Origin of the sequence: Parasphingorhabdus sp. JC815, from assembly GCF_040717415.1 — a bacterium.
Classification (GTDB): Bacteria; Pseudomonadota; Alphaproteobacteria; order Sphingomonadales; family Sphingomonadaceae; genus Parasphingorhabdus.
The window spans coordinates 74656-100763 of record NZ_JBFEFM010000006.1; the positions used below are offsets into that span (position 1 = coordinate 74656).

Sequence of the window (26108 nt, forward strand, 5' to 3'; positions counted from 1 at the left end):
TACGATCAGCGCTTGCCGTAATGCGGCGGAGTGATTAGGCGTTCTCCCATGCTACCGGAATTTGCCCATATTGATCACTGGATATTTGATCTTGATAACGTCCTTTATCCGGCGGAATGTGATTTATTCGCTCTGATCGACATTAAAATGGGCGAATATATTGAACGGGCGCTAAATTGCGATCCGGTCGAGGCCCGGCGGATACAGAAAAGCTATTTTTATGATCATGGCACCACCCTTGCCGGGTTGATGCACCATCATGGAACCGATCCGCAGGATTTTCTGGATTATGTCCATGATGTTGACATGAGCCGCCTCTCCCCGGCACCGGAGCTGCGAAACGCGATTGCCGCCCTGCCGGGGGACAAGCTGGTTTTTACCAATGCGGACCTGCCTTATGCGAAGCGCGTATTGGAGCATCGCGGGCTTGACGGCCTGTTTGACCGGATTCACGACCTTAACGCCACCGACATGATCCCCAAGCCCCAAACAGAAGCCTATCACAGCCTGATCGATGCAACCGCTATTGACCCCGCACGCGCTTTATTTGTCGAAGATTCAGCGCGGAATTTGCGTCCGGCAAAAGATTTGGGCATGACGACCATCTGGCTTAATACCGGCTCGCAATGGGGCGCTCGCGACCATGCACCGGATTATATTGACCATGAAATTACCAATTTGGAAAGCTGGGTTTCTACTTTTGAACCCGATAAACATAATAAGGAAAACGCACCGTTATGACTGCCGATTTAATTGCCACGATTGAAGCCGCCTGGGAAAAGCGCGATACGTTGAATGTCAGCACCGAAGGCCCCGAGCGCGTTGCGGTAAACGCTGCACTCACCAAACTGGATAATGGCAGCGCCCGTGTCGCAGAGAAACAGGGCGATAAATGGGTGGTCAACCAATGGCTGAAAAAAGCGGTGCTGCTTTCTTTCCGGTTGAACGATAACCAGATTATCGAAGGCCCCGGCGGCGCAAACCATTGGGACAAGGTTCCCAGCAAATTTGCCGGTTGGGACGAGGGTCGTTTCCGTGAAGCCGGTTTTCGTGCTGTTCCCGGCGCGGTTGTCCGTCATGGCTCCCACATTGGCCGCAACGCTGTGTTGATGCCCAGTTTCGTCAATATCGGGGCTTTTGTCGATGAAGGCGCGATGATTGACACATGGGCGACAGTGGGAAGCTGCGCGCAAATTGGCAAGAACGTCCATATTTCCGGCGGCGCAGGCATTGGCGGTGTGCTGGAACCGCTACAGGCCGGACCAGTGATTATCGAGGACGGCGCTTTTATCGGCGCGCGCAGCGAAGTGGCCGAAGGCGTCCGTGTTGGCGAAGGCGCAGTGCTTTCCATGGGTGTATATCTGGGCGCTTCAACCAAGATTATCGACCGTGTGACCGGCAAAGTCCATATCGGTGAAGTTCCGCCCTATGCCGTGGTTGTCCCCGGCACGACTCCCCCCAAAGCCAATATTGACGGTGTGCCCGGTCCGTCGCTCTATTGCGCCGTCATCGTGAAAACTGTCGATGCACAGACCCGTTCCAAAACCTCGATTAACGAACTGCTACGCGACTAAAACTATTCTCAAGCCCTCTCCCCTTCAGGGGAGAGGATTATGGATCAATCGAACAGGTCGCCATCCACTTCTTTGCCCGCAGGCGGCTTCAGCCCCAGATGTTGCCAGCCGCGATCATTGAGCGCGCGGCCCCGCGCCGTGCGCGCAACCAGACCCAATTGGATAAGATAAGGCTCGATCACTTCCTCGATCGTATCACGCGGTTCGGACAGACCGGCAGCCAGCGTTTCAACCCCAACCGGCCCACCTTTATATATATCGGCAATCATATGGAGATAGCGGCGGTCCATGGCGTCAAGACCGATGCTGTCCACCTCCAGCCGGGTGAGCGATGTATCGGCAGTTTCCCGGTCCACTATCGCTGATCCTGCAACATTGGCAAAATCACGCACCCGGCGCAAAAGCCGCCCCGCAATCCGCGGCGTTCCCCGTGCACGGCGGGCAACTTCAGTCGCGCCATCGGGCGCAATATCAAGGCTAAGCAAACGGGCGGCGCGGTGGACGACCTTTTCCAGCTCCTCGACGCTGTAAAAATTCAAGCGCACCGGAATACCAAAACGGTCACGCAACGGCGTGGTCAACAGGCCTTGCCGCGTGGTCGCCCCGATCAGCGTAAATTGCGGCAGATCAATCCGCACACTGCGCGCCGACGGGCCTTCTCCAATGATCAGGTCCAGCGCGCGGTCCTCCATCGCCGGATAAAGCACTTCCTCAACCACGGGATTCAGCCGGTGAATCTCGTCAATGAACAGGACATCACCCTCTTCCAGATTGGTCAAAAGTGCTGCCAGATCACCGGATTTGGCAATGACCGGACCAGATGTAGCGCGAAACCCGACACCCAGTTCACGCGCAATAATCTGCGCCAGCGTGGTCTTGCCAAGGCCCGGCGGCCCGAAAAACAACACATGGTCCAGCGCCTCGCTTCGCCCGCGCGCCGCCTCGATAAACACCCGCAAATTAGACCGCGCCGCCTCTTGCCCGATAAATTCATCAAGCGATTTGGGGCGCAGAGCGGCGTCGATGTCTTCGACCTTGCGTTCACCCGACATCATCCGGTCGCCATCTATTGCTTCATTCGTCATGCTGAACTCGTTTCAGCATCTCGTGCCGATTGGCAAGGGGTGATGGTACAATAAGATACAGCGCAACAAGACGGCAGAAGAGAAACGGGTTTCGAAGAACGGATTATGTGTTTCATCAATCAATATTTTTCATGCCACTGGCTGACAGTTGAACCCACTTATGACGACGCGTTTCATATATCGAAACAGATGGTTCGGGAAAATTAGGATCAGCAAATGCGCCCACGGGTATCGCTATCATTCCGGGGAAAGGGCCCGCCTGATAATATACCGTTGAACCGCATTTCCCGCAAAAATTATAGATTGCGGGAGTTTCGGTTTCCGTTTGGCGTTCCCAAGTTTTTGACTCTCCATATATTGTGACATTCTCAGATAAAAAACGGGCTTGAACGGCAAAAGCGCTTCCCGTGCGTTTCTGACATTCCAAACAATGGCAAGCCGACACTCTTACCGGTTCACCCCTGCATTCAGCACGCAATTGCCCGCACCGGCAACTTGCTGTTCTTGACTGGCTCACTTCGCCGCCTTCTTCAATGCTAGCCGCACCAGCGCGTCCAATGTTACGCCGTCCCCCGCTTCCGCATCAGCCGCAGCAACCGCTGCGCTGGCTTCTGCTGGTTTGAAGCCCAGATTTTGCAGCGCGCTTACTGCGTCGGCGCTGTTGGATGATGCCTGGTGGATAACGCCGCCAGCCCCCGTGGGGTCAGCCGCGACCCCGCCGACTTTATCTTTCAGCTCGTTGACAATCCGCAGGCCGAGTTTCGGCCCGACGCCGTTAGCCCGCGTGATCATCGCTTTGTCCCCGGTCGTCACGGCGCGGGAAATTTCGCCCGGTTCAAGGGCAGAGAGGATCGCCAATGCCACCTTGCCGCCAACGCCCTGCACCGACACCAGAAGCCGGAACCAGTCGCGTTCCGACGCGCTGGCAAAGCCCATCAGGCGCATGTCCGTTTCCGAAACCTGCATCTCGGTATAAATGGTCGCGCCGTCGCCCACCCCGCCTATTGCGGAAATGGTGCGCGACGAAGCAAAGACCAGATAGCCGACGCCCTGCACACCCAGCACGATATTGTCGGTGCCGATTTCGTCGATAATGCCAGTGAGTTTTGCGATCATGGTTTCTGTTACCCAAAAGCACTCTGTCATTCCAGCGAAAGCTGGAAAGGGGTCGGGAGGGGGGGGATTCTTTTTTAGACCTCAAGCGCCGGGCGCGGGCATCCGCCCGCTTGGCTTTCCTCGCATAAGCTCGGGCGCGCGGTCGCGCTTGCCGACGCGGTGCGTCGGGGGGTGGCGGACTGTGGGTGTGTGTCTAGAGTTGAGGTGATTCTTTTTTAGACCTCAAGCGCCGGGCGCGGGCATCCGCCCGCTTGGCTTTCCTCGCATAAGCTCGGGCGCGCGGTCGCGCTTGCCGACGCGGTGCGTCGGGGGGGTGGCGGACTGTGGGTGTGTGTCTAGAGTTGAGGTGATTCTTTTTTAGACCTCAAGCGCCGGGCGCGGGCATCCGCCCGCTTGGCTTCCCTCGCATAAGCTCGGGCGCGCGGTCGCGCTTGCCTCCGCTTCGCGTCGGTTCAGCGCTCCCTCGAGGTGGCGCACCAGAGCGCAACCTAAATGGAAATCACCTCTCCGAGCGCAGCGAGGCAAGGCCGACCGGCCGCCGCGCCTTATGGCGCGTAGCCAAGGGCGCGGATGCGCCCGCCCGGCGCTTGAGGTTAAATAAAAAAACTCCCGGCGCTTGAGGTCTAATGTAAAAACCTTCATCACCCCCGGTGGTGAGCATGCGTGATTGCAACCGCCAGCGCGTCGGCGGCATCGGCTCCGGTCAGTTTCACGCCGGGCAACAGGATTTTTATCATCGCCTGCACCTGGTTTTTGTCTGCTTTGCCTACGCCGACCACGGATTTTTTTACCGACCGCGCAGCATATTCACCGACCTTTATGCCTGTGCGTGATGCGCCGAGCAAAACAACGCCGCGCGCTTGCCCCAGTTTCAATGTGCTTTGCGGATTGGAGTTTACATAAACCTCCTCGACCGCCGCCGCATCGGGTTTATATTCCAGCAACAGATCCGTTAGCTCCAGATCAATCTGTAGCAAGCGGCTGGCCAGCGCCATTTTCGAATCGGTTTTTATCTGTCCATTGGCGATGTGCGACAGCCGGTTACCCTCGGCGCTAATCACACCCCAGCCGGTTGTGCCCAGACCGGGGTCAAGACCCAATATAATCATTATTCCCCATTTCCTTCGGGGAAGGGGGCCAGGGGGTGGGGAACTATGTCATGACCGTTTTGATATGCCCCGCCCCAACCCCTCCCCTGAAGGGGAGGGGCTATGGTCATCCTAATTTCTCCATAATTTCGTCTGACACGCTGTAATTGCCGTGAACGGCCTGCACATCATCATCATCTTCCAGAGCGTCGATCAGGCCCAGCAGCGTTTCCGCCTGTGCTTCATCGACTTCAACCTCGACCGAAGGTTTCCACGCAAGTTTCACGCTTTCCGCTTCGCCCAGGGATTTTTCCAGAGCGCCGGAAACTTCGTGCAGATCTTCCATTGCAGTCCAGATGTCGTGACCGTCTTCATCGGAAGATATATCCTCGGCGCCTGCTTCCATCGCGGCTTCCAGAACCTTGTCCTCGCTGCCCGCCTCGGCCGGATAGCGGATATAGCCGACCCGTTCGAAACCATGGGACACTGATCCGCTTTCCCCCATATTACCGCCATTGCGGGAAAAGATCGTGCGGACATTGGTCACGGTGCGGTTGGTATTGTCAGTCAATGTTTCGACGATTAACGAGACACCGCCGGGGCCGAAACCTTCATAGCGCACTTCGTTATAATCATCGCCTTCATTGGCAGAGGCTTTGTCAATTGCGCGCTGGATGCCGTCTTTTGGCATGGATACCGCTTTGGCGTTGTTGACCGCCAGCCGCAATCGCGGGTTCATATCGGGATCAGGCAGGCCCGATTTTGCTGCTACGGTAATTTCGCGGCTGAGTTTTGAAAACATTGCCGAGCGTTTTTTGTCCTGTGCACCCTTGCGGTGCTTGATGTTATTAAATTTACTATGGCCTGCCATCTGTTCTTAAACTTCCCATCTATTCATTCCGCAGTCTTACCCCGCAGTCACGGCGGTTCCGGATGCGGATACCATCAACATTGATCCTTTGTCGCCGACGACCTCATAGTCAAGATCCACGCCAACCACGGCATTGGCACCCAGTTTCTCGGCTTCTGCCTGTAATTCGGTCAAGGCTTCGTCACGGGCGCGTTTCAGGACAGTTTCATATTTTCCCGAACGTCCGCCGACAATGTCTGTGATACTGGCAAACAGATCGCGGAAAAGATTGGCGCCGACAATGACTTCGCCGACTACAATACCATGATAATCGCGTATCATATGCCCTTCAATAGTCGGGGTTGTAGTGACGATCATCTTTGGCATATTTTGGCTCCCGCCGCGTAAAGAGAATATAATAGCCTATAGATCAGCCCAAACCAAGTGCCGACTTATAGGTATCGAGTATCGCTTCCATTTCCTGGCGGTCGTGGGTTTCCATTTTGCGCAGGCGGACGATCTGCCGCATGATTTTTGCATCATAACCTTGTGATTTCGCTTCGGAATACACATCACGAATATCGTCAGCTATGCCTTTTTTTTCTTCTTCCAGTCGTTCGATACGCTCAATAAACAGACGCAATTGGTCTGCGGCAACATTGCCTTCGCTCATTATTTCATTCCCTAGTAATATTTGAAACTCTATATTCGGAGCATGTCTTTAGGATGCGGATGCGTTTTTGGCTATGCTTTCCTTCATCCGTTGCAGCTTTTGCGGAGTGGCTTCGGTCTGGTATTTCCTCTTCCATTCCGATGATGGCATGCCGTGTATCGCCTCACGCGCCTGTTCCTTGGTCATCGCTTCATTGCCCCCTTCATTAGTAGCTTCCATGACCCAGTCGGCAAGGCAATTGCGGCAGAAGCCGGCAAGCCCCATCAGGTCGATATTTTCGGCATCATGGCGGTGCTGCAAATGGGTGACGAGGCGACGAAATGCGGCTGCGGCTGCGGCATCAGAGATTTCTACAGTCATGTAAATGGCTTCCGTTGCTTTTTGTTTTTATCCTGTCATGGTTTCAGGCTAACAGGCACATATTCAAAATGCCGTCAGACAGGAATTTTCAATGGTATCGCATATGGTCCCCCGCGACCGCAAAGTAAAGGTTCTAGCGACCCTTGGCCCGGCCAGCGGAAGCCCCGAAATGATCGAAAAACTCTACCGGGCCGGGGTTGATGCCTTTCGCATGAATATGAGCCACGGCGAGCACAGCGCACATGCCGAAAATGTCAAATCCATCCGCTCTCTGGAGAAGAAAGTCGGGCGGCCCATAACCATATTAGCCGACTTGCAGGGACCGAAACTACGCATAGGCACTTTTGCAAAAGCGCCAGTAACCTTGAAAACCGGCGCGACATTCACGCTGGACCTGAACAAGGCAAAGGGCGATGTAAATCGTGTCGGCTTGCCCCATCCGGAAATTATCGAAACCTTACAGCCGGGGCACAGCCTGTTGCTTGATGACGGGAAAATCCGGCTGGAAGTCATCAAGACAGACGGCAAATCGGTTGAAACGAAGGTCATCGTCGGCGGCCCTATATCGGATCGCAAAGGCGTGAACGTCCCCGAGGTCGTGCTTCCGGTCAGTTCGCTGACAAAGAAGGACCACAAGGATCTCACCTTTGCCCTGCAACAGGATGTCGACTGGATTGCGCTGAGTTTCGTGCAGCGCCCAGAAGATGTAGCCGAGGCCCGCCGCCTGATTGGCGGCAAGGCGGCATTGCTGGCGAAAATTGAAAAGCCGGCAGCGATTGACCGGCTGGATGAAATATTGGAACTGTCCGATGCCGTCATGGTGGCACGCGGTGATCTGGGCGTTGAGCTGCTACCCGAACAGGTGCCGCCGCTGCAAAAACGCATTGTTGCTGCGGCCCGCAACCTCGGTCGGCCCGTTGTTGTGGCGACCCAAATGCTGGAATCCATGATTACATCGCCAACTCCCACACGCGCAGAAGTGTCCGACGTGGCCACCGCCATTTATGACGGCGCTGATGCAATTATGTTGTCGGCGGAATCAGCGGTAGGCAAATGGCCGATCGAAGCCGCAACGATGATGGACCGGATTGCGATGCAGGTGGAAAGCGATCCCTCTTATACCGAGCGGGTTCATTTTACCGAAACACTGCCCGATGCAACCACCGCCGATGCGCTAGCCGCGGCCAGCTTTAACATCGCCCGCACCATCCCGACATCAGCCATAGTCTGCTTCACCAAATCCGGTTCGACCGCGCGGCGCATGGCCCGAGAGCGCCCCTCTGTGCCGCTACTCGTGCTGACGCCCGACCGGCATACAGCCCGGCGTATCGGCCTGTTGTGGGGCGCACATGCCGTTGTCACCCGCGATGTCCGCGACTTTGAAGAAATGGTTGCCAAATCCAAACGCATGGCCCTGCGCCACCAACTGGGTGAAGCAGGATCGCGCATCATCATCAGCGCAGGTGTCCCCTTTGGCACACCGGGATCAACCAATCTCTTACATGTTGTACGGTTGAGCGGGGATGAGTTGAAAAACAAATAAGCGGATAGCCGGTTTTATGTAGATCATCACAAAGTCGCGCCGGACAATCTGCTTGCCGGAATCTGCCGGCCAATGGGAATGGTTGCCGCTTCTTTCGCGCGACGGGTCATATAGGTATCCAGCCCGATTTGCAGCGCGACCAGCATATAGACAAAGGGTTGAAACGCGATGCCGACAAACAGCGACCCGGCCATATAGATGATATGTGCATGTTGCAGCGCGATGGCCAGCGGAGCGACCCATTCCTGCGCCGCTTTCTGCGTGTTGCGATAACGTCGCCGCAACACCTCCATGCGCCAGATACCGCCCAGATGGATGAACAGCCACATGGCAAGGCCGGGATAGCCTTGTTCGCCCAGCATCTCGAAATAGCTGCTGTGGAAAGCGCGGCCCTCGTCGATAATTTCAATCGGCCCCTCATCCTGCGTGTAATCATAATTTGGCTCACGCTCGTTCTGGTCCGGGGCCAGCTCGTAACGTAATTTGTTGAGACGATAGACATTAAACCCGCCCCCCATCGGGTTGGCATTGGCATATTCTATCGTCCACTCCCATACCGCGATACGGGTAGAGGCGGATTCATCGGCTTTGTAATTCTGGATTGTTTCCATCCGTTCGGTAAATGCTTGCGGCAGGAACGGGATCGCCATCAAACCCACCATCACGGCCATACCGGCATATAGAAAACGGTATCTGACAAAGCGCAATTGCAGCACCGCCAACACGCCAATGCAGATCAATCCGGTGCGTGCCTGTGTGCCTACGGGGATCAGCAAAGCAGCAAAAACCAGAGCCAGGGTGAAATATCTGACTCGCCAGTCGGGGGGGAAAATCGTGCCATGTTTAGACAACCAGAGCATCAGCGGAATGATCGCAATCGCCACCATAGAAATGATGGAGCCTTCATAAAGCCCGGCATTATCGTCAACCAACAGCACGAGCGCACCATATCCGCCGCCCGAACCAAGCGTCTTGATCCCGCCCGTAATTATCAGCGTGGCCGCGCATAGCACCATGAACAGGGTCAGCGCCTCGATCCGCAGCTTTGTGCGGAGCGTCAACGGCAGGAATATCGCAAAGACCAGCGCCTTCCAGACCCAGTCCCATTTTTCCATCGCATCTTCGGGCAAAGCGCCCTGAAACGAAGTATATCCGCAATAGAGCAGCAGCAAGGCCATTACTCCCTGACGCACCGAAAAGCGGCTGTCCTGTTTATCATCCGCGATCACATAACCCAGAAACGCCATGCCAAAGACAATCAGCGACAATGGCACCGAATTGAGCAGAAAATAGCTGAGCCGCTGGGGCGCTACTATGTCGATATAAGCGTAAATCAGCGTAAAAATAAAAGGCCGCTTGAACGCCAGAAGCATGAGCGCAAGCAGATAGCCGACGAAAATCAGATCACGCATGATGTGATTCCGGTGTTTGTTCCGGTCCGTTAGTCCGCGACTCGCCCCGCTGGCTATAAAATCCGCCAGACGGCTGATCCGGCTCGGGCGGGTCTTCATGGTCCAGATCGGGACGCTGGATCAACCGCCACACCGCGATAAACAACAAGCCATGTGTCAGAGCGATGGAGAAATTATCGATCATACGCAGGCTGCCTCATGTTGGTGCATCAATTTCATACCGGCTCATGCGCGATACCCGGTTCTCGATACCCACTTAGGGTTGACGGGACGTTAATCCTTTTCGGGCAAGCCCCTGCGCCATGACGCGGATATTACACATATTGGACCATAGCCTGCCCCTGCACAGCGGATATTGTTTCCGCACCCGGGCGATCATGAAAGCGCAAATCGCCAGCGGGGTGCATGTCGCCGGTGTCACCGGCGTGCGCCAGGATCAGCACGGCGTGAGGGCAAAAACGCCATTGGAGCATGTTGACGGACTGGACTTCTTCCGCACAGTAACGGCGGTCAACGGCCCTTCTCCCTTGCGCGAATGGCGCGAAATAGCGGCACTTGCTGAGCGGATTACTCAAGTCATCAAAACATGGCAGCCGGATGTGCTTCATGCCCATTCACCCGCGCTTAACGGGCTTGCGGCTCTACGCGCTGCGCGGAAGGCTGGTCTGCCGCTGCTTTACGAAATCCGGGCATTCTGGGAAGATGCAGCGGTTGGCAATGGCACGGGCCGCGAGAATAGCCCGCGGTACTGGCTGACCCGGCAATTGGAAAACCATGTGATCCATGGCGCCGATGCGGTGGCCGTCATCTGCGAAGGATTGAAATCTGATCTTATATCGCGCGGCATCGCGCCTGAGAAAATTACCGTGTCACCCAATGGCGTGGATATGGCCCTGTTCGGCCAGCCGCCCGCTCCGGACGAAAAGTTGCGGCGCGAACTGGGGCTGGCGGGTAAATCCGTGCTCGGCTTTATCGGCAGCTTCTATGATTATGAAGGGCTGGACGATCTGATCGCCGCTATGCCGCTTCTCCTAAAGCGTAATCCGCACACGCATCTTTTGCTGGTCGGTGGCGGGCCGATGGAAGAGGCGCTGAAACGACAGGCCGAATCGGTCGCTGCATCCGCCATCACATTTACCGGCCGCGTGCCCCATGACGAGGTGGAACGCTATTACGGATTGATGGATGTCATGGTCTATCCGCGCAAATCAATGCGGCTGACCGAATTGGTGACGCCGCTAAAACCGCTGGAAGCGATGGCCCAGGGGCGAATCGTCGCCGCCTCGGATATTGGCGGCCACCGCGAGCTAATCAAAGACGGCGAGACAGGGACATTATTTCCCGCCGGATCACCCGAAAAAATAGCCGAAAAATTGGACATAACACTCAAAAATCGCAGTCAATGGCCCCAAACCATTGAAACAGCACGAAAATTTATTGAGGCGGATCGTAACTGGTCGTCAAACATTTTAGGTTACCATCCTGTTTACCAAAGGTTGATCGCCCATAAAACGAGTCGGCGGGCAGCCTGAAATGGTGGAGAATGATGTGAACGATATGAAACAGGATAGCGCCCAGTTGAAACAGTCAATGATGTTGAAACAGGCCATGATAATGCCGGCCATGGCGGCTCTAGCTGGCTTGGTTGCTGCATTGGTGGTTATAACTTTACCCGTCGTCTATCTGGAGAATATCATCGGGGCGACCGGGCTGCCGGAATTTGTGCCCGCGACAGCGCCGCCGCTGGGCGATACAGCGCGTGGCCTGATTGCTGTGCTTGCCTGTCTGGTATCTGCATCTGCCGTATATTTACTTCTAAATCGCAAAGGGGACTCCGAAATGGGCGTTGCACTTCGAGAAAAAATACATGCTGCAAATTCTGTTGAATCGGGCAATCAAAGCCTTACGCTCACAAGAAAGCGGCGTTTTGGCTTGCCGAAATTTGATCCCAGATCGCTGACCCGCTTCCTTAAAAAGCCAAAGAAAAACAATGCCCGAATCATGGATCTGGCAGATTTGCCCCAATTGCGTAAATTAGATGCTCAATCTACTGCTGTAAGCACCGCTGGCACCGGGGCTGACATGGAACGCGAAGCTATAGCAGCCGAAACAGCTGCGCCCGCGCCTCTACAGGCAGCAGAAGTTTCAGCTGATGCGCTGACGAATGATAATATAGCTATCGAAAAGCCAGAGCCAGCCGCAATGCCGGTTGAAGAAATGCAAGCAGAAGAGTTCCCGGTAGAAAATCTGGCGCCTGAAGATGAAGCCGGGGCAGACATGCTCGCCGCTGATAATGAAACGCAGGTTGAAGAGACTCTGGCGACAGAGATATTGGAAAACGAAGCACCAGTTGATGATCTGGCAGATTTGAATATCGCGCAGCTCGCTGATCGTCTGGAGGCGGGACTGAAGCGCTTGAAGCAGCTTGAAACCGAAATTATCACAGCTCAAAATGTCCGAACCCAGAATGTCACAGCCGATCTGGCCGATGATATGATGACACCCGTTGCTGCGGCCCGGTCAACCGATGCAACGCCAACCAGCTCTTCTGTTGACGAAGCATCAACACCTCCTTTCGTTAGCGAAGCGCCAACCATGACGCGGCCACAAAATGATCTCCGCCATGAACCACAGGGAAATATGGCCACTCCCCGTCACGCAGACATGGATGCGGCATTGAAAGCAGCTTTGGGAACGCTGGAGAGAATGTCAGCCCAGCGATAGGGTCTCGATGGCCGATATGCCCCGATAGCTATGATGCCACCGGATCAATAATCGTCAGTATTTCGACGATAATGCTATGGTCCTGCTCTGGCCGATCATCAACCACAATATCGGCCACAAAATGACCCGGCAGGTCAAATATATGGTCGGTGATTGTTGCAGCCAATGATCGCGACATATCCTGCGCCACGGACGTCGGCTGGCGACTAATCAATATTTTGTGCCGGACTCCCGAAAAACTAATACTGGCCCAACGCCTTTCACGGATCATCTTTATATTATGCCCCGCTCCGGCCAGCGCGCTGAGCTGCTCGATCAATAGCGCTCCCGTATCACGACGTTTTTTTGGCTTGCGACTATTTTTTGCGTGGTGATTTTTTTCTGGTGCACAATATCTTGTTCCGCGCTTATCCTGCATGGTCACTCCGCCATTTGCTCATGAAATGTTCCGCTTTTTGTGAAATTTTTTTACCCGGTTCACGGCCATTTCTAAGATCTTCCACAAAACGGGGATCGCGAACGGACAAGCGGCCAAATTTTGTCCATGGCATCCCGGTTTCACGCATGAATTTTTCAATTTCCCTCAGTAAATGCATCAAATATCTCCATCCATAGTTGCAAGGGCGTTGCAGCCGACTCACTTGAAATAGGTATATTCCTATTTGAAATGCGATTTCCTACATGTCTAGGATTTTTCCTATTGTCTTTTCCGGCCAATAGTTCTAGGATGTGGCCATGGCCCAGAAATCCTCTATTTCGAATGCAGACTCTCTTGGCGGGGATGCGCGCGCCAATCTGGAACAGTTGATCCGCAACAATCGTGACGATTTTTCCTCAATCTCGCGAATGCTCGGCAAAAATCCTGCTTATATCCAACAATATATAAAGCGCGGGACACCCAAGAAACTGGATGAGGAAGACCGCCGGAAGCTGGCGGAATATTACGCGGTGGATGAACGGATTTTGGGCGCGGGCAAAGCGGCAAAAACGCCGTCTACCGGCGCGGCCATAGGCAAAAACATGATCCAGATCAAACAGTTGGAGCTAGGCGCTTCTGCTGGCCCCGGTTCCTTAGCTGATGATGGACCCAATGGCGCAGGCCATAGCAGCATGGCTTTCGGGGCAAAGTGGCTCAAACAGCTTGGCACCAATCCGGAAAAACTGTCGATGATTACGGTCGATGGCGATTCGATGGACCCGACGCTTTGTGACGGCGATGATATAATGGTCGATCATAGCGCTGCCGAACGGCCATTGCGTGAAGGGATCTATGTTTTGCGGATGGACGATGTTCTGCTGGTCAAACGGCTGGCGCTGCTTCCGTCGGGGAAATTGTCGATCCGCAGTGATAATATACGCTATCCCAGTTGGGATGATATTGAACCGCAAGACGTGACATTCATTGGCCGTGTGGTGTGGACCGGACGACGGCTGTAAACGCTTCGCGAGGAAAGAAGCCATCTCAACCCTTGCAACTTACACCCCGCACCGCCAAATAGCTGTCTATGACAGACGCTCCTTTAAAGGCCGTGATTATTCCGGTCACTCCACTTCAGCAGAATTGCACGCTCTTATGGTGTACCAAAACCAACAAAGCGGCGCTTAGCGATCCCGGCGGGGATCTGCCGCGGCTAAAAGCTGCGGTGGCGGAACATGGTGTTGAACTGGAAAAAATTATCATCACCCACGGACATCTTGACCATTGCGGACAGGCCGGAATGCTTGCCGAAGAATTGGGCCTGCCGATTGAAGGGCCACATAAAGACGATCTGTTCTGGATAGAGCAGCTTGACGGCGATGGCGCGCGCTTTGGCATGGAGGCGAAAAGCTTTGTGCCGGACCGCTGGCTTGAAGATGGGGATCAAGTGACCGTCGGTGATCTGGTGCTGGATGTCATTCACTGTCCCGGACATACGCCCGGCCATGTTATTTTCTATCACCAGCCGTCCAGACTGGCCGTGGTGGGGGATGTGCTGTTTCAAGGGTCCATTGGCCGCACCGATTTTCCGCGCGGCAACCATCAGGACCTGATTGATGCGATTACCCAGAAATTATGGCCGCTTGGCGATGATGTAACCTTCATCCCCGGCCACGGGCCGACCAGCCAATTTGGCCACGAACGCAAAACCAATGCTTTTGTCGCGGATGACGTGCTAGCGGCGCGTTAAGCGGATTAAAACAGCGGCTATTTATTCACGCGGTTCGCTTCTGCGTTCTTTTTTCCGACGTTCTTCCTTGCGGCGTTCGGAGCCTTTATAATTAGGATCGTCCGCTAAACGGCGGTCCCCCTTACGTCTATCCTGTCCTTGGTCGTGCTGATCCTTATTATCTGACACTTCCGCATCCTCCATTAATTGCGTGACCCGGCAGACAATCTATAATGTAATTACTAATAGGCAATGTAGAAACAACATTTGGTTGTTTTGATACTGTGCGGCGCTACTCGTGACTGCGGCCAAAATCGGGAGCGGCATCGTCCTGCCCCTCTTCGATAATCCGGCGGCGGATGGCGCGGGTTTTGGTGAACAGATCGAACAGCTCGTCCCCCTTGTCCCAGCGGATCGCCCGTTGCAGCGCGGTCAAATCCTCTGAAAAACGCTGAAGCATTTCCAGAACAGCTTCTTTATTGGACAAGAAGACATCACGCCACATCGTCGGGTCCGAAGCCGCTATCCGGGTGAAATCACGAAAACCGCCAGCGGAATATTTAATCACTTCGCTGCGCGTGACATGTTCCAGATCCGATGCGGTTCCGACAATGGTATAGGCAATCAGATGGGGCAGGTGGCTGGTCACGGCCAGCACCAGATCATGATGTTTGGCCCCCATGATTTCGATGTTCGCGCCCAGCTTTTCCCAAAAAGCACGCACAAGCGCAATATCCGCTTCCTGTGCATCATCGGGCGGGGTCAATATGCACCAGCGATCATGGAATAATGTCGCAAAGCCCGCGTCAGGCCCGCTATGTTCGGTTCCGGCGACAGGATGGGCCGGTATGATCCGTGCGCCCGGTAATGCAGTGGAAAGAGCCTCGATGACCCGGCTTTTTGAAGAACCGACATCACTGATAATCGCATCTTGTGGCAAATCATCGGCAATATCCGTTGCAATTGACGCCATAGCGCCAACCGGCACGCACAGCAAAACAAGGTCGGTATCAATGACCGCTGCGCCGGCGCTATCGGCAAGATCATCGCAGAAACCCAATTCCTGCACGCGGGCGCGAACCGCCGGATCGGCATCATAGCCTGTAACCCGAACAGATGGCATGCTCGCCTTTACAGCGTGCGCGATCGACGAACCGATCAGTCCCAGACCGATAATGGTGATATTAGCAAATGGCAGCATCAATCCGCATCTTCCAATATAGCGCGCAAAGCATCAATAAAGCCGCGAGTCTCCTGCTCTGTACCGACTGTAATCCTCAGGCCGTTGGCCAGTCCCTGCCCCGGTAGCCAGCGCACGACATAGCCTTTATCCATCAATGCTTCATTGGCTTCCTTTGCAGATAACTCGCCTTCAAACAGGACGAGCAGGAAATTGGTATGCGAGGGTATGACCCGCAGCCCATGATTGCCAAGCGCCGCAATTTCACGCGTCATCCAGTCACGCCATTTCCGGTTATGGGCGCGGCTGCTTTCGACAAAGGCGTCATCTGCCAATGCTTCCAATGCCGCGTGCTGACCGGCGGTCGTCACGTTAAACGGTTGGCGGATACGGTTCATCGCATCAATAATATCTGCCGAGGCATAGCCCCATCCGATACGTTCCGCGGCCAGTCCGTGAATCTTGGAAAAAGTACGAGTGACCAGAACATTGGAAGCCATTTTGGCCAAGTCCAGTGCGCCGTCATCCTCATCCGTTTCCAGATATTCGGCATAGGCACCGTCCAGCACCAACACGACATTACCGGGCAGCGCATCATGCAGACGTTTAATCTCGCCCGCGCTGGATAATGTTCCGGTCGGATTATTGGGGTTGGCCAAATAGATCAGCTTTGTACGGTCTGTAACCTTGGCAATTATCGCATCAACGTCCGTGCCGTAATCCTTGTCATCGGCAACAACCGGAGTGCCGCCATAGCGTCTTGCCGCAATTTCATAGACCGCAAAGCCATAGCGCACATGGATGATTTCATCGCCCGGTCCGGTAAAAGCATTGGCAACCAGTTGCAGCACATCATCCGATCCGGTCCCGCAGATAATTCGTGCCGGATCAAGATCATATTTCGCGCCAATCGCGTCGCGCAAGGCGTTGGAGCCGCCATCGGGATAGCGATCAACAGTGGCAGCGGCAGCCTTCATCGCGTTGGCAGCAGAGGGGCTGCATCCCAAAGGATTTTCATTGGCTGACAGTTTTATTAGCTTTTTACCATCCTCGGTCCCCGCCTTTCCGGGAATATAGGCGGCAATATCCATGATCCATTCTTTTGGCTGTGGTGTAAGATTTCCCATAAGAGGCTCTCGATTGATATCAAAATATCTGGCCGGACTAACCCCCACAGCCCATCAGTCAACTGCAATATCGTTTGACCGGCGGCAAATCCCGCCTTAGCCCTTAAAATTATGAGTGGAATTATGAGTCAAGACGCACGTTTCGGGTTAGATAAAAAGGTCCGTCTGCTTGGACCGCTGCCGCTGGAAAGCGGCGGCGAGCTGACGCCTGTCGAAATTGCTTATGAAACCTATGGCACGTTGAATGCCGATGCCAGCAATGCGGTGCTGGTCTGTCATGCGTTGACCGGCGATCAATATGTTGCCTCAACCCACCCCGCGACCGGCAAAGATGGCTGGTGGACGCGCATGGTCGGACCGGGCAAGCCGGTTGATACCGACCGGTATTTCGTTATCTGTGCCAATGTAATCGGTAGCTGCATGGGATCTTCCGGCCCAGCGACAATCAATCCGGCTAATAATAAACCATGGGGCATGGATTTTCCGATGCTGACCATTGCCGATATGGTGCGGGCACAGGCGCTACTCCTTGATTATCTTGACATTGTGCGGCTTCATGCCGTCATCGGTGGGTCTATGGGCGGGATGCAGGCGATAAGCTGGACCACACTTTATCCTGACCGGGTTAAATCAGCAGTCATCATCGCCTCTGCTGCGCGGCACTCGGCACAGAATATCGCTTTCCATGAAGTAGGCCGACAGGCGATTATGGCTGACGCGCGGTGGCGGGGCGGAGCCTATTATGCCGATGACGACCCGCCGAGCAGCGGCCTTGCCGTTGCGCGCATGGCCGCCCATATCACCTATTTATCGGAAGCGGGCCTGACCGAGAAGTTCGGACGGCGGTTGCAGGACCGTGACAGCAAGACTTTCGGCTTTGACGCCGATTTTCAGGTGGAAAGCTATTTGCGCTATCAGGGGATTACCTTTGTTGATCGCTTTGATGCCAACAGCTATCTCTATATTACGCGGGCTATGGATTATTTTGACCTGGCCGAAGCGCATGGCGGCACATTGGCCCATGCTTTCACAGGCTCAAAAACGCGGTTCTGCCTGATCAGTTTTGACACGGACTGGCTGTATCCGACAAGTGAATCGCGACGGATTGTCCATGCGCTGAACGCGGCGGGCGCGGCGGTGAGTTTTGTCGAATTGTCCAGCGCCTTTGGCCATGACAGCTTTCTGCTCGAAAATCCGGAAATGAACCGGATTGTTGACGGATTCCTGAAAGCAGGAGATGCCCGGTGACAAAATTGCGCCCCGATCTTCAGATTATTGCCGATAATATCCATCCTAAGTCTCGCGTCCTTGATATTGGATGCGGTGACGGCGCGTTAATGGCGGCCTTGCGCGACCAGAAACAGGCCGACGCGCGCGGTTTGGAAATCAACCCGGCCAATGTCGCCGCCGCCGTTAGCAAAGGGCTGTCGGTCGTTCAGGGCAATGCCGACACCGACCTGTCTGCTTATCCCGACGGCAGTTTCGATTATGCCGTTCTTAGCCAGACCCTGCAAACCACCCACCGCCCCGATGTGATGATTAAAGAGTTGCTGCGTATCGGCAAACAGGCGTTCGTCAGCTTTCCCAATTTCGCTCATTGGCGCGTGCGTATGGCGCTGTTCTTTGGTGGCCATATGCCAGTCACACGTCTGTTACCGGAACGCTGGTATGATACGCCCAACATCCACCATGTCACGATAGACGATTTTCGCGCACTGGTCCGCGACGGCAATTATACGCAGGAACAACAATGGTTTCTAAGCGGTGACAAACAGACCGGCCACGCGATGGCCAACCTGCTGGCCGAACATGCGGTGTTTTTGTTGAAAACTTGACATTGTACTATATATCGTACATATCCGACGCATGCTGATGGAAAACTTCTCAAACGCCCGCGCCAATCTAAAGGCGTTGATGGACCGTGTCGTTGCCGACCGTGCGCCTATGAAAATCACGCGCCAGCGCGGCGAAGCGGTTGTCATGATATCCGAAAGCGAATGGGCGGGGATGGAAGAAACCATTCATTTATTATCATCTCCCGAAAATGCACGCCGCTTGATGGGGTCAATAAAACAGCTCGATGCCGACGAAGGAACGGAACGAGAGCTTATTGATTCGTGAAGATCGTCTTTTCGGATCAAGGCTGGAACGATTACCGCCATTGGCAGGATGCGGACCGCAAAACACTGAAACGTATAAACACATTAATTGAAGAATGCCGCCGCTCGCCATTCAAAGGCACCGGCAAACCCGAACCCTTGCGCGGACAATTAAAAGGCTGGTGGTCGCGACGGATTACACAGGAACACCGGCTGGTCTATCGTATGCGGGGAGAGGGTGATTTACAGGCGCTGGAAATTGCACAGTGCCGGTATCATTATTGAAAATATAGCTGATCCGTACTAGCCGACTTTTCTAGAAACATATTTAGCAAGATAATCTGGATCACCGCTCCCGCGTCGCGCTGAATTTGATTTCCGGATTGCGCTCTTGCTGATAATTTACGTCCCATTCTGATTTGGCCATGAACACCAGATTGTCATCGCGGTCGCGGGCCAGACTAGAGCGGTTGATATTGGCAAAGGCCTCCAGCACATCCTCGTCACCGCTGATCCAGCGGGCGGTTTCAAAGGGCGCAGGTTCCAGGCTGGCTTCTACTTTATATTCCGCCGACAAGCGGCTGATCAGCACTTCAAGCTGCAATTGCCCGACCACGCCGGTAATCCAGTTCGCACCGATTTCGGGATAGAAAACCTGCACAACGCCCTCCTCCGCCAGATCATCAAGTGCCTTGCGGAGCTTTTTGGTCTGGGTCGGGTCTTTCAGAATCACGCGGCGCAGGATTTCCGGCGCGAAATTGGGCAGGCCAGTGATACGCACCTGATTTTTCTCGGACAATGTATCGCCAACCCGCAATGTTCCGTGATTGGGAATACCGATTATATCACCCGGTTCAGCCGTAGCGGCAATCTCGCGGTCCTGCGCGAAAAACAGGATTGGTGAATGGATCGCAATCGGCTTGCCAAGTGCCGAGGGGATTAATTTCATCCCGCGTTTGAACTGGCCGGAGCAAAGCCGCATAAAGGCAATCCGGTCACGGTGCTGCGGGTCCATATTGGCCTGAATCTTGAAAACAAAGCCGGTGACATCCGGGCTGTCCGGTTCAATCGGAGCAGGCTCGGCAGGTTGTGGCCGCGGGCTGGGTGCATAATCGGCAATCGCCTCGATCAATTCCTCTACCCCGAACTGTTTTAGCGCAGAACCAAAATATACCGGCGTGAGATCCCCGTTCTGATAAGCCTTTAGGTCAAAATCGCTATAGCCGCCCTGTGCAAGCTCACCCTCGCTGGTCAGCCGCTCATGCGCCTCATCGCTCAATACATCGGCTAGCCGTGGATCATCCAGCCCGTCAAAATCCTGAACCTTGCCATCATATTGTTTGCTCTCGCCCTCTGGCTGGTGAAGCTGGTTGCGGTAGAGATCGTAAACCCCTTCAAACTGTCCGCCCATGCCGGTGGGCCAGCTCATCGGGCAAACGTCGAGAGCCAGCTTGTCCGCCACTTCGTCGAGCAATTCAAACGGATCGCGGCCTTCACGGTCCACCTTGTTGATAAAGGTAATGATCGGCACATTGCGAAGACGGCACACTTCAAACAGTTTCAGTGTCTGTGCTTCAATCCCGCTGGCTGCATCAATCACCATGATCGCGCTATCAACAGCGGTGAGCGTGCGATAGGTATCTTCGGAGAAATCCTCGTGCCCCGGTGTGTCGAGCAGGTTAAATATGATACCGTTGCGTTCAAAGGTCATCACCGAACTGGTCACGGAAATCCCGCGTTGCTGCTCGATCTTCATCCAGTCGGAACGTGCCCGCCGGTTATCACCACGCGCTTTGACCTCCCCCGCCAAATGGATCGCGCCGCCCTTCAAAAGCAGCTTTTCGGTCAGCGTTGTCTTACCCGCATCGGGGTGGGAAATAATCGCAAACGTGCGGCGGGGGTTGGTCTTGGTCATAATCTCACAATCTCGTCAGGGAAAATACAGCGAATATTATCCCCGCAATTCCGCCCCTAATTTTCCGGCGCTTGCCACTACCTTCTCCGAAACGGCTTTCAAATCCTCTTCGGTCAGGGTCGCATCCACTGGTTGCAAAGTGATTTCCACCGCCAGTGATTTTTTGCCTTCACCCACACTCGGCCCCTCGAACAGGTCAAACAGCCGCGCATCGGTAATCAGTTTCTTGTCCGCAGTTTTGACGGCGCGTACCAGATCACCGGCGGGTAAATCCGCGTCAACGATGAAAGCAAAGTCACGGTTCACCGCTTGCAATGCTGGCGGTGCATAAGCATCACGCATATGGCCTTTGGCTTTTTTGACCGGAATGGCATCAAGGAATATCTCCGCGGCAACCGCAGCGCCTTTCAAGCCCATCGCCTTTGTTACCGCGGGGTGCAACACGCCATAAGCGGCCAATATCTTCTTTGGCCCAAGGCGCAATGTGCCCGATTGGCCGGGGTGATAATGATCGCCCGCCTCACCAAAATCCATCAGCTTGTCCGTCGGCGCGCCGGCGGCTTCCAATATGCCAAGCACTTCTGCTTTCGCGTCGAAAGCGTCATATTTGGTCGCTGCTCCGCTTTGCCAGCTGCGCGTGCGGTTCTCACCTGTCAGCACCAGTCCGATGGTCGGATGTTCGCTCTTTTCCAGATAGCGGCGACCCACTTCAAACAGACGGATGGAAGATGCACCGCGATCGGCATTACGCTGCGCTGCGGCGATCAGGCCGGGCAAGAGCGAAGGACGCATGACTTTCAGGTCTTCGCTGATCGGATTAGCGAGTGACCATATACCGCCGCCAAAGGGCGCGGCCTCTTTCTCTGATATGAAGCTCCACGTTACCGTTTCGTTCAGACCGCGCGCTGCTGCTGCCCGGCGGGCCTTGCGCTCGGCAAGCTGCTGCGGTGATGCGGTTGGCCGCGCTACACCCGGCTTGCGCGGCAAAGGCGTGGAGGGAATGGAGTCCAAACCGTTGATCCGGACTATCTCCTCGACCAGATCCTGCCAGCCGGTGACGTCACGGCGCCAGCTTGGGACCGTGACCTGCCAGTTGTCATCAACCGCAAAGCCCAGCGCTTCGAGTATCGCTTTCTGCTTCTCTGCGGGGACATCAACTCCGCCTAAATCCTTGGATTTCTGCGGGTTATAGCTGATAGAACGGCTCTCCACCGGCGGGCTTCCGGCGCGTGTCACCTCGCTGGGCGTGCCGCCGCAATGCTCGGTAATCAACCATGTCGCGACCGCCAATCCTTCGTCAAGAAAAGTAGCATCAACACCGCGTTCAAACCGCTGGCGCGCATCGGAAGTCAGCATCAGCTTCTGGCCGGTGCGCGCAATGGAGGCAGGATCGAAATAAGCACATTCAATAAGCACATCGCTCGTATCATCAGCCGCGCCTGTGGCCGCCCCGCCCATGATACCGCCAATATCATGTGCGCCATTATCATCGGCAATCACGGTCATGCTCTCGTCGAGCGTATATTCCTTGTCATTCAGTGCGGTGAGCTTCTCCCCCGCCTTGGCCTTTCTGGCAACCTGCGCCCCGCTCAGCTTGGCGACATCATAGACATGCAACGGCCTACCCAGATCGAGCATGACAAAATTGGTGATATCGACCAGCATATTGATCGGTTTTTGCCCTGCCGATTTCAAATGGCGCTGCATCCAGTCTGGCGAAGCACCATTGGTCACGCCGCTTACGGTGCGGGCATAAAAGGCCGGACAGCCTTCCGGATCATCGGTGCGGACATCGGGACCGCTGCCTTCGCCGGCAATATCAAGATTTGCATCATGATAGGCTTCGCTAAGCGGTTTCAGCGTCCCCATTCCTGCCGCCGCCAGATCGCGGGCAATGCCGCGCACACCCATGCAATCCTGACGATTGGGGGTGATCGAGACATCCAGAACCGGATCATCCAGCCCGGCATAATCGGCATAGCTTTGCCCCACTGCGCCCACCGCATCGGAGGGCAGCTCGATAATCCCGTCATGATCATCGCCCAATTCCAGCTCGCGGGCGCTGCACATCATGCCGAAACTCTCGACATCACGGATTTTTGCAGGCTTCAACGTAAAATCGCTGCCGGGAATATAGGTGCCGGGCGGGCCAAAAACGCCGATCATATCCTTTCGCGCATTGGGCGCACCGCACACGACCTGCCATGGCTCATCCGAACCATCGTCAACCTTTAACAGTTGCAGCTTGTCGGCATTGGGGTGCGGCCCCGCTTCGATCACTTTGGCAACGCGAAACGGTTTTACCGCATCGGCCGGATTTTCGATTCCCTCCATCTCCAAGCCGATATCGGTCAGCTTGTCGGTGATTTGGGTGAGGGTTGCATCTGTATCAAGATGCGCCTTGAGCCATGAGAGTGAGAATTTCATGCGCCGACTCCTCCGCTTAATGTCGGCACGTCGAGCGCGCCAAATCCATAATGTTCGGCCCAGCGAAGATCGCCATCAAAAAAGGCCCGCAGATCATCCATGCCATATTTCAGCATCGCCAGCCGGTCGATACCACAGCCAAAGGCAAAGCCCTGCCAGACATCCGGGTCCAGTCCGCAATTGCGGATGACATTGGGATGAACCATGCCGGAACCCAGAATCTCCATCCAGCCGCCCTCGTCACTATGTGCATCACCGCCAATGATCCGGCGGCCCTTTTCGACCGAGAAACCGACATCAACTTCGGCAGATGGTTCGGTAAACGGGAAATAGCTGGGCCGCAGACGCAATTCGATATCGTCGCGTTCAAAAAATGCGCGAACAAAGGTTTCGAGCGTCCATTTCAGGTGGCCCATATGAATATTCTTGTCGATCACCAGCCCTTCGACCTGATGGAACATCGGCGTATGGGTGGCATCGCTGTCACTGCGATAGGTGCGCCCCGGTGCGATCAGATAGATTGGCTCGCCTTTGCCGCCGGTTTGCTTGGCAACGTCCATCATCGTGCGGATTTGCACAGGCGACGTATGGGTACGCAGCAATTTGGGCATGCCGTTTTCATCCACTTGCGGGAAATAAAATGTGTCGTGCATGGCCCGTGCCGGATGGGTTTCGGGGATATTCAGCGCGGTAAAATTATGCCAGTCGTCCTCAATCTCTGGTCCGGTAGCGACAGAGAAACCAAGGTCCGCGAATATTTCCGCCAGCTCGTCCATCACTTGGCTGACCGGATGGATGCTCCCCTTCGGCGCACTGGGCGGCGGCAAGGTCATATCGAGTTTTTCGGTAGCAAGACGGGCGTTCAATGCCTCTGTTTCCATGGCTTCCTTGCGCGCGGCAATGGCATCGGCCACGGCTTGACGGGCGCCGTTGATTTTCGGGCCTTCGCTCTGGCGTTCCTCCGGCGTCATTTTGCCGAGTGTTTTAAGCAGCAGCGAAATCTCGCCCTTCTTGCCAAGTGCAGCCACCCGGATTGCTTCCAGAGCATCGCCGTCGGAGGCAGATTCTATCTGGTCCAGATATTTATTTTTGATCGTTTCGATGTCGCTCATCGTCCTACCTTATTACTACTGGCCTGTTTACTGGTCCGCTTTTATCCGCTGTCGGTTTAGGCAGGCTTTGTCAAAAATCCCAATAAAAAAGCGCCGCGAGATTGCTCTCCGGCGCTTCTTTGAAATTCATGAAGAGCTTCAGGCTTTCGCCAGAGCATCCTGCGCCTGTTTGATGATACCGCTAAATATAGCAGGTTCATTCATCGCCAGATCAGCCATGACTTTACGGTCCAGCTCAATTCCGGCCAGCTTGGTGCCGTGAATGAATGTGCCATAGGTCATGCCTTCGGCGCGGACAGCAGCGTTGATACGCTGAATCCAGAGAGCGCGGAAAGCCCGCTTTTTAACTTTACGGTCGCGATACGCATATTGGCCGGCTTTTTCGACAGCCTGCCGCGCGATGCGGATGGTATTTTTGCGGCGGCCATAATAACCTTTGGCCTGCTCTAATAATCTCTTATGTTTTGTACGAGTGGTCGTACCCCGTTTTACACGTGCCATTTTCTATATCCTTGTAATTTCTGCCAGTCGCCGGGGTTAACCCAGGCCGTATGGCGCCCATTTTTTCACTGTCCGAGCATCGGCATCACATAGCTTCTTGGTGCCGCGGTTCTGACGGATATATTTGCTGTTATGGCTCATCAAACGGTGGCGTTTGCCGGCTACGCCGTGCTTTACCTTACCGGTTGCAGTGATTTTGAAGCGTTTCTTCACACCGCTTTTGGTTTTCAACTTGGGCATTTTGGTCTCCTTTAAGAAAGTACCGTTACAGACACATGTGGCAGCCCAACACTGGCCAGTGCGTCACATCGGAAGGGCGGCAATAGCTAGATTCACCGGAAATGCAAGAAATATTACCACAAACAGGCTTTAATGATGACAGGCAATGGCCTCCAGCACATCATCCACCCGTGCCTGATCTCCCATGGCGAGAACATGGCCGTCCGATTCTGCATGGAGCGGTTCCCCGTTCCAGTCGCACATCATCCCGCCCGCGCCGTCAATAATCGGCACAAGAGCCGCGAAATCATGGAGCTGCAGGCCCGCTTCGCAGACCAGATCGACATGACCGCTGGCAACCAAACCATAATTATAGCAATCACCGCCATAGATAATCTTGCGCGGCGCAACTTTACTGGCCAGCGCCATGAAATGTTCGGCATCATGCTCGTCAAACAGATGCGGACTGGTAGTGGCAAGCACCGCGTCCTTCAATTCGCGGCACCGCGCGGATTTGGCAGGCGCCCCGTTAAACATCGTCGGCCTTCCCACAACACCGACCCAGCGTTCCCGCGCGATCGGCTGGTCAATAATCCCGATAACCGGCCAGCCGTCCTGCATCAGCGAAATCAGCGTGCCGAAAATCGGGCGTCCGGCAATGAAGCTGGTCGTGCCGTCAATCGGGTCCAGCACCCATTGGCGCGAGGCACCTTCGTTGATCGTGCCATATTCCTCACCGATAATGCCGTCTTCGGGGTTGGTTGTTTCGATAATCTTACGCATCGCGGCTTCGGCGGCGCGGTCCGCCTCGGTAACCGGGGTAGAATCGCTTTTTGATTCCTCGTCAAAAGGTGCGCGGAAAAACGGACGGATTGCCTCTCCGGCTGCATCGGCAAGCTGTTCGGCAAGGGCAATATCTTTGGGGGTCATAATATCTCGATTGGCAGAAAGCCTCT

General features: G+C 54.8%; 32 protein-coding genes. 11 read left to right on the forward strand and 21 right to left on the reverse strand.

Features of this window, described 5'->3' with window-relative positions:
• The first annotated feature begins 48 nt into the window (after nt 1-48).
• Both AB1K62_RS13105 and dapD read left to right on the forward strand, forming a co-directional pair.
• The gene (locus AB1K62_RS13105; protein WP_367004175.1) at nt 49-741 is read left to right on the forward strand and encodes a pyrimidine 5'-nucleotidase; all 693 of its coding nucleotides are present in this window, start codon (nt 49-51) and stop codon (nt 739-741) included.
• Nucleotides 738-1574 (forward strand): 2,3,4,5-tetrahydropyridine-2,6-dicarboxylate N-succinyltransferase, encoded by an 837-nt coding sequence (gene dapD, locus AB1K62_RS13110; protein ID WP_367004177.1) that lies wholly within the window; start codon nt 738-740, stop codon nt 1572-1574. Before AB1K62_RS13105 ends, dapD begins: the two co-directional genes overlap by 4 nt.
• Nucleotides 1575-1618: 44 nt before the next feature.
• Here the strand turns inward: dapD and ruvB are convergent, their stop codons facing one another.
• From ruvB to AB1K62_RS13150, 8 genes are all read right to left on the reverse strand, one after another.
• Entirely contained in the window at nt 1619-2659 is a 1041-nt protein-coding gene (gene ruvB / locus AB1K62_RS13115) for a Holliday junction branch migration DNA helicase RuvB (RefSeq protein WP_367004178.1), read from the reverse strand.
• A 115-nt stretch (nt 2660-2774) separates the two neighbouring features.
• Nucleotides 2775-3176, reverse strand: a complete 402-nt coding sequence (locus AB1K62_RS13120; RefSeq protein ID WP_367004179.1) for a GFA family protein — start codon at nt 3174-3176, stop codon at nt 2775-2777.
• Entirely contained in the window at nt 3173-3775 is a 603-nt protein-coding gene (ruvA, locus tag AB1K62_RS13125) for a Holliday junction branch migration protein RuvA (protein ID WP_367004180.1), read from the reverse strand. The genes AB1K62_RS13120 and ruvA overlap by 4 nt, the downstream gene beginning before the upstream one ends.
• Nucleotides 3776-4416: 641 nt before the next feature.
• A complete protein-coding gene (gene ruvC / locus AB1K62_RS13130; RefSeq protein WP_367004181.1) occupies nt 4417-4884 on the reverse strand; it encodes a crossover junction endodeoxyribonuclease RuvC in 468 nt (155 codons plus the stop codon).
• Nucleotides 4885-4990: 106 nt separating this feature from the next.
• A complete protein-coding gene (locus AB1K62_RS13135) occupies nt 4991-5734 on the reverse strand; it encodes a YebC/PmpR family DNA-binding transcriptional regulator (RefSeq protein WP_367004183.1) in 744 nt (247 codons plus the stop codon).
• A gap of 36 nt (nt 5735-5770) precedes the next feature.
• A complete protein-coding gene (locus tag AB1K62_RS13140) occupies nt 5771-6091 on the reverse strand; it encodes a heavy metal-binding domain-containing protein (protein ID WP_367004373.1) in 321 nt (106 codons plus the stop codon).
• 52 nt (nt 6092-6143) lie between these two features.
• Nucleotides 6144-6386 carry a DUF2312 domain-containing protein gene (locus AB1K62_RS13145; RefSeq protein WP_367004185.1) on the reverse strand — a complete coding sequence of 81 codons (243 nt, stop codon included), beginning with the start codon at nt 6384-6386 and terminating at the stop codon, nt 6144-6146.
• Nucleotides 6387-6434: 48 nt separating this feature from the next.
• A complete protein-coding gene (locus AB1K62_RS13150; RefSeq protein WP_367004186.1) occupies nt 6435-6746 on the reverse strand; it encodes a DUF1244 domain-containing protein in 312 nt (103 codons plus the stop codon).
• A gap of 91 nt (nt 6747-6837) precedes the next feature.
• Between AB1K62_RS13150 and pyk the strand changes: the two genes are divergently transcribed.
• Nucleotides 6838-8289: a pyruvate kinase gene (gene pyk / locus AB1K62_RS13155; RefSeq protein ID WP_367004188.1), complete on the forward strand. Its 1452-nt coding sequence runs from the start codon at nt 6838-6840 to the stop codon at nt 8287-8289.
• A 26-nt stretch (nt 8290-8315) separates the two neighbouring features.
• On the opposite strand, the gene AB1K62_RS13160 is transcribed toward pyk, so the two are convergent.
• Together AB1K62_RS13160 and AB1K62_RS13165 are read right to left on the reverse strand one after the other, a co-directional pair.
• Complete coding sequence (locus AB1K62_RS13160) at nt 8316-9701, reverse strand: putative O-glycosylation ligase, exosortase A system-associated (RefSeq protein WP_367004189.1); 1386 nt, start codon at nt 9699-9701, stop codon at nt 8316-8318.
• Complete coding sequence (locus AB1K62_RS13165) at nt 9694-9885, reverse strand: hypothetical protein (RefSeq protein WP_367004190.1); 192 nt, start codon at nt 9883-9885, stop codon at nt 9694-9696. The genes AB1K62_RS13160 and AB1K62_RS13165 overlap by 8 nt, the downstream gene beginning before the upstream one ends.
• A gap of 118 nt (nt 9886-10003) precedes the next feature.
• On the opposite strand from AB1K62_RS13165, the gene AB1K62_RS13170 reads away from it, so the two are divergent.
• Together AB1K62_RS13170 and AB1K62_RS13175 are read left to right on the forward strand one after the other, a co-directional pair.
• Complete coding sequence (locus tag AB1K62_RS13170) at nt 10004-11233, forward strand: TIGR04063 family PEP-CTERM/XrtA system glycosyltransferase (RefSeq protein WP_367004191.1); 1230 nt, start codon at nt 10004-10006, stop codon at nt 11231-11233.
• Nucleotides 11234-11249: 16 nt separating this feature from the next.
• Complete coding sequence (locus AB1K62_RS13175) at nt 11250-12425, forward strand: hypothetical protein (protein WP_367004192.1); 1176 nt, start codon at nt 11250-11252, stop codon at nt 12423-12425.
• Nucleotides 12426-12453: 28 nt separating this feature from the next.
• Here the strand turns inward: AB1K62_RS13175 and AB1K62_RS13180 are convergent, their stop codons facing one another.
• The gene (locus tag AB1K62_RS13180) at nt 12454-12843 is read right to left on the reverse strand and encodes a hypothetical protein (protein ID WP_367004194.1); all 390 of its coding nucleotides are present in this window, start codon (nt 12841-12843) and stop codon (nt 12454-12456) included.
• Nucleotides 12833-13021, reverse strand: coding sequence for a hypothetical protein (locus tag AB1K62_RS13185; RefSeq protein ID WP_367004196.1), 189 nt, complete (start codon nt 13019-13021; stop codon nt 12833-12835). Before AB1K62_RS13185 ends, AB1K62_RS13180 begins: the two co-directional genes overlap by 11 nt.
• 139 nt (nt 13022-13160) lie before the next feature.
• On the opposite strand from AB1K62_RS13185, the gene AB1K62_RS13190 reads away from it, so the two are divergent.
• Nucleotides 13161-13862, forward strand: coding sequence for a S24 family peptidase (locus AB1K62_RS13190; RefSeq protein WP_367004198.1), 702 nt, complete (start codon nt 13161-13163; stop codon nt 13860-13862).
• Nucleotides 13863-13930: 68 nt separating this feature from the next.
• Nucleotides 13931-14593 carry an MBL fold metallo-hydrolase gene (locus AB1K62_RS13195; protein ID WP_367004200.1) on the forward strand — a complete coding sequence of 221 codons (663 nt, stop codon included), beginning with the start codon at nt 13931-13933 and terminating at the stop codon, nt 14591-14593.
• A gap of 21 nt (nt 14594-14614) precedes the next feature.
• Here AB1K62_RS13195 and AB1K62_RS13200 read toward each other — a convergent pair whose 3' ends face one another.
• The 3 genes from AB1K62_RS13200 to hisC all read right to left on the reverse strand — a co-directional run bounded on the left by AB1K62_RS13200 (nt 14615) and on the right by hisC (nt 16879).
• Nucleotides 14615-14761: a hypothetical protein gene (locus tag AB1K62_RS13200; protein ID WP_367004201.1), complete on the reverse strand. Its 147-nt coding sequence runs from the start codon at nt 14759-14761 to the stop codon at nt 14615-14617.
• A 103-nt stretch (nt 14762-14864) separates the two neighbouring features.
• Nucleotides 14865-15773, reverse strand: a complete 909-nt coding sequence (locus AB1K62_RS13205) for a prephenate/arogenate dehydrogenase family protein (protein WP_367004202.1) — start codon at nt 15771-15773, stop codon at nt 14865-14867.
• Nucleotides 15773-16879, reverse strand: coding sequence for a histidinol-phosphate transaminase (gene hisC, locus AB1K62_RS13210; RefSeq protein ID WP_367004203.1), 1107 nt, complete (start codon nt 16877-16879; stop codon nt 15773-15775). The genes AB1K62_RS13205 and hisC overlap by 1 nt, the downstream gene beginning before the upstream one ends.
• A gap of 123 nt (nt 16880-17002) precedes the next feature.
• Between hisC and AB1K62_RS13215 the strand changes: the two genes are divergently transcribed.
• The 4 genes from AB1K62_RS13215 to AB1K62_RS13230 are packed head-to-tail and all read left to right on the forward strand — an operon-like array spanning nt 17003 to nt 19263.
• Nucleotides 17003-18127: a homoserine O-acetyltransferase gene (locus AB1K62_RS13215; protein WP_367004205.1), complete on the forward strand. Its 1125-nt coding sequence runs from the start codon at nt 17003-17005 to the stop codon at nt 18125-18127.
• Nucleotides 18124-18714 (forward strand): methionine biosynthesis protein MetW, encoded by a 591-nt coding sequence (gene metW / locus AB1K62_RS13220; protein ID WP_367004207.1) that lies wholly within the window; start codon nt 18124-18126, stop codon nt 18712-18714. Before AB1K62_RS13215 ends, metW begins: the two co-directional genes overlap by 4 nt.
• Nucleotides 18715-18751: 37 nt before the next feature.
• Nucleotides 18752-19000: a type II toxin-antitoxin system prevent-host-death family antitoxin gene (locus tag AB1K62_RS13225; RefSeq protein WP_367004208.1), complete on the forward strand. Its 249-nt coding sequence runs from the start codon at nt 18752-18754 to the stop codon at nt 18998-19000.
• Nucleotides 18997-19263: a Txe/YoeB family addiction module toxin gene (locus AB1K62_RS13230; protein WP_367004209.1), complete on the forward strand. Its 267-nt coding sequence runs from the start codon at nt 18997-18999 to the stop codon at nt 19261-19263. The genes AB1K62_RS13225 and AB1K62_RS13230 overlap by 4 nt, the downstream gene beginning before the upstream one ends.
• 61 nt (nt 19264-19324) lie before the next feature.
• On the opposite strand, the gene AB1K62_RS13235 is transcribed toward AB1K62_RS13230, so the two are convergent.
• The 6 genes from AB1K62_RS13235 to hisN all read right to left on the reverse strand — a co-directional run bounded on the left by AB1K62_RS13235 (nt 19325) and on the right by hisN (nt 26082).
• Nucleotides 19325-20893, reverse strand: coding sequence for a peptide chain release factor 3 (locus AB1K62_RS13235; RefSeq protein ID WP_367004210.1), 1569 nt, complete (start codon nt 20891-20893; stop codon nt 19325-19327).
• Between the two features lie 36 nt (nt 20894-20929).
• On the reverse strand, nt 20930-23320 hold the full coding sequence (gene pheT, locus AB1K62_RS13240) for a phenylalanine--tRNA ligase subunit beta (RefSeq protein ID WP_367004211.1): 2391 nt from the start codon (nt 23318-23320) through the stop codon (nt 20930-20932).
• On the reverse strand, nt 23317-24432 hold the full coding sequence (pheS, locus tag AB1K62_RS13245; RefSeq protein ID WP_367004213.1) for a phenylalanine--tRNA ligase subunit alpha: 1116 nt from the start codon (nt 24430-24432) through the stop codon (nt 23317-23319). The genes pheT and pheS overlap by 4 nt, the downstream gene beginning before the upstream one ends.
• Before the next feature lie 138 nt (nt 24433-24570).
• Complete coding sequence (gene rplT, locus AB1K62_RS13250) at nt 24571-24933, reverse strand: 50S ribosomal protein L20 (RefSeq protein WP_367004214.1); 363 nt, start codon at nt 24931-24933, stop codon at nt 24571-24573.
• Nucleotides 24934-24969: 36 nt separating this feature from the next.
• Nucleotides 24970-25173, reverse strand: coding sequence for a 50S ribosomal protein L35 (gene rpmI, locus AB1K62_RS13255; RefSeq protein ID WP_066741203.1), 204 nt, complete (start codon nt 25171-25173; stop codon nt 24970-24972).
• Between the two features lie 129 nt (nt 25174-25302).
• A complete protein-coding gene (hisN, locus tag AB1K62_RS13260; RefSeq protein WP_367004215.1) occupies nt 25303-26082 on the reverse strand; it encodes a histidinol-phosphatase in 780 nt (259 codons plus the stop codon).
• Nucleotides 26083-26108: the final 26 nt, after the last annotated feature.

Coding starts and splice junctions, on each gene's coding strand:
- pyk (WP_367004188.1), top strand. CDS start 6,838: ATGGTATCGCATATGGTCCCCCGCGACCGCAAAGTAAAGGTTCTAGCG.
- AB1K62_RS13165 (WP_367004190.1), bottom strand. CDS start 9,885: ATGATCGATAATTTCTCCATCGCTCTGACACATGGCTTGTTGTTTATC.
- AB1K62_RS13140 (WP_367004373.1), bottom strand. CDS start 6,091: ATGATCGTCACTACAACCCCGACTATTGAAGGGCATATGATACGCGAT.
- AB1K62_RS13160 (WP_367004189.1), bottom strand. CDS start 9,701: ATGCGTGATCTGATTTTCGTCGGCTATCTGCTTGCGCTCATGCTTCTG.
- AB1K62_RS13215 (WP_367004205.1), top strand. CDS start 17,003: ATGAGTCAAGACGCACGTTTCGGGTTAGATAAAAAGGTCCGTCTGCTT.
- AB1K62_RS13225 (WP_367004208.1), top strand. CDS start 18,752: ATGGAAAACTTCTCAAACGCCCGCGCCAATCTAAAGGCGTTGATGGAC.
- dapD (WP_367004177.1), top strand. CDS start 738: ATGACTGCCGATTTAATTGCCACGATTGAAGCCGCCTGGGAAAAGCGC.
- AB1K62_RS13190 (WP_367004198.1), top strand. CDS start 13,161: ATGGCCCAGAAATCCTCTATTTCGAATGCAGACTCTCTTGGCGGGGAT.
- AB1K62_RS13205 (WP_367004202.1), bottom strand. CDS start 15,773: ATGCTGCCATTTGCTAATATCACCATTATCGGTCTGGGACTGATCGGT.
- ruvC (WP_367004181.1), bottom strand. CDS start 4,884: ATGATTATATTGGGTCTTGACCCCGGTCTGGGCACAACCGGCTGGGGT.
- rpmI (WP_066741203.1), bottom strand. CDS start 25,173: ATGCCCAAGTTGAAAACCAAAAGCGGTGTGAAGAAACGCTTCAAAATC.
- AB1K62_RS13105 (WP_367004175.1), top strand. CDS start 49: ATGCTACCGGAATTTGCCCATATTGATCACTGGATATTTGATCTTGAT.
- pheS (WP_367004213.1), bottom strand. CDS start 24,432: ATGAGCGACATCGAAACGATCAAAAATAAATATCTGGACCAGATAGAA.
- ruvA (WP_367004180.1), bottom strand. CDS start 3,775: ATGATCGCAAAACTCACTGGCATTATCGACGAAATCGGCACCGACAAT.
- AB1K62_RS13180 (WP_367004194.1), bottom strand. CDS start 12,843: ATGCAGGATAAGCGCGGAACAAGATATTGTGCACCAGAAAAAAATCAC.
- pheT (WP_367004211.1), bottom strand. CDS start 23,320: ATGAAATTCTCACTCTCATGGCTCAAGGCGCATCTTGATACAGATGCA.
- AB1K62_RS13150 (WP_367004186.1), bottom strand. CDS start 6,746: ATGACTGTAGAAATCTCTGATGCCGCAGCCGCAGCCGCATTTCGTCGC.
- hisC (WP_367004203.1), bottom strand. CDS start 16,879: ATGGGAAATCTTACACCACAGCCAAAAGAATGGATCATGGATATTGCC.
- hisN (WP_367004215.1), bottom strand. CDS start 26,082: ATGACCCCCAAAGATATTGCCCTTGCCGAACAGCTTGCCGATGCAGCC.
- AB1K62_RS13185 (WP_367004196.1), bottom strand. CDS start 13,021: ATGCATTTACTGAGGGAAATTGAAAAATTCATGCGTGAAACCGGGATG.
- AB1K62_RS13195 (WP_367004200.1), top strand. CDS start 13,931: ATGACAGACGCTCCTTTAAAGGCCGTGATTATTCCGGTCACTCCACTT.
- ruvB (WP_367004178.1), bottom strand. CDS start 2,659: ATGACGAATGAAGCAATAGATGGCGACCGGATGATGTCGGGTGAACGC.
- rplT (WP_367004214.1), bottom strand. CDS start 24,933: ATGGCACGTGTAAAACGGGGTACGACCACTCGTACAAAACATAAGAGA.
- AB1K62_RS13145 (WP_367004185.1), bottom strand. CDS start 6,386: ATGAGCGAAGGCAATGTTGCCGCAGACCAATTGCGTCTGTTTATTGAG.
- AB1K62_RS13170 (WP_367004191.1), top strand. CDS start 10,004: ATGACGCGGATATTACACATATTGGACCATAGCCTGCCCCTGCACAGC.
- AB1K62_RS13235 (WP_367004210.1), bottom strand. CDS start 20,893: ATGACCAAGACCAACCCCCGCCGCACGTTTGCGATTATTTCCCACCCC.
- AB1K62_RS13135 (WP_367004183.1), bottom strand. CDS start 5,734: ATGGCAGGCCATAGTAAATTTAATAACATCAAGCACCGCAAGGGTGCA.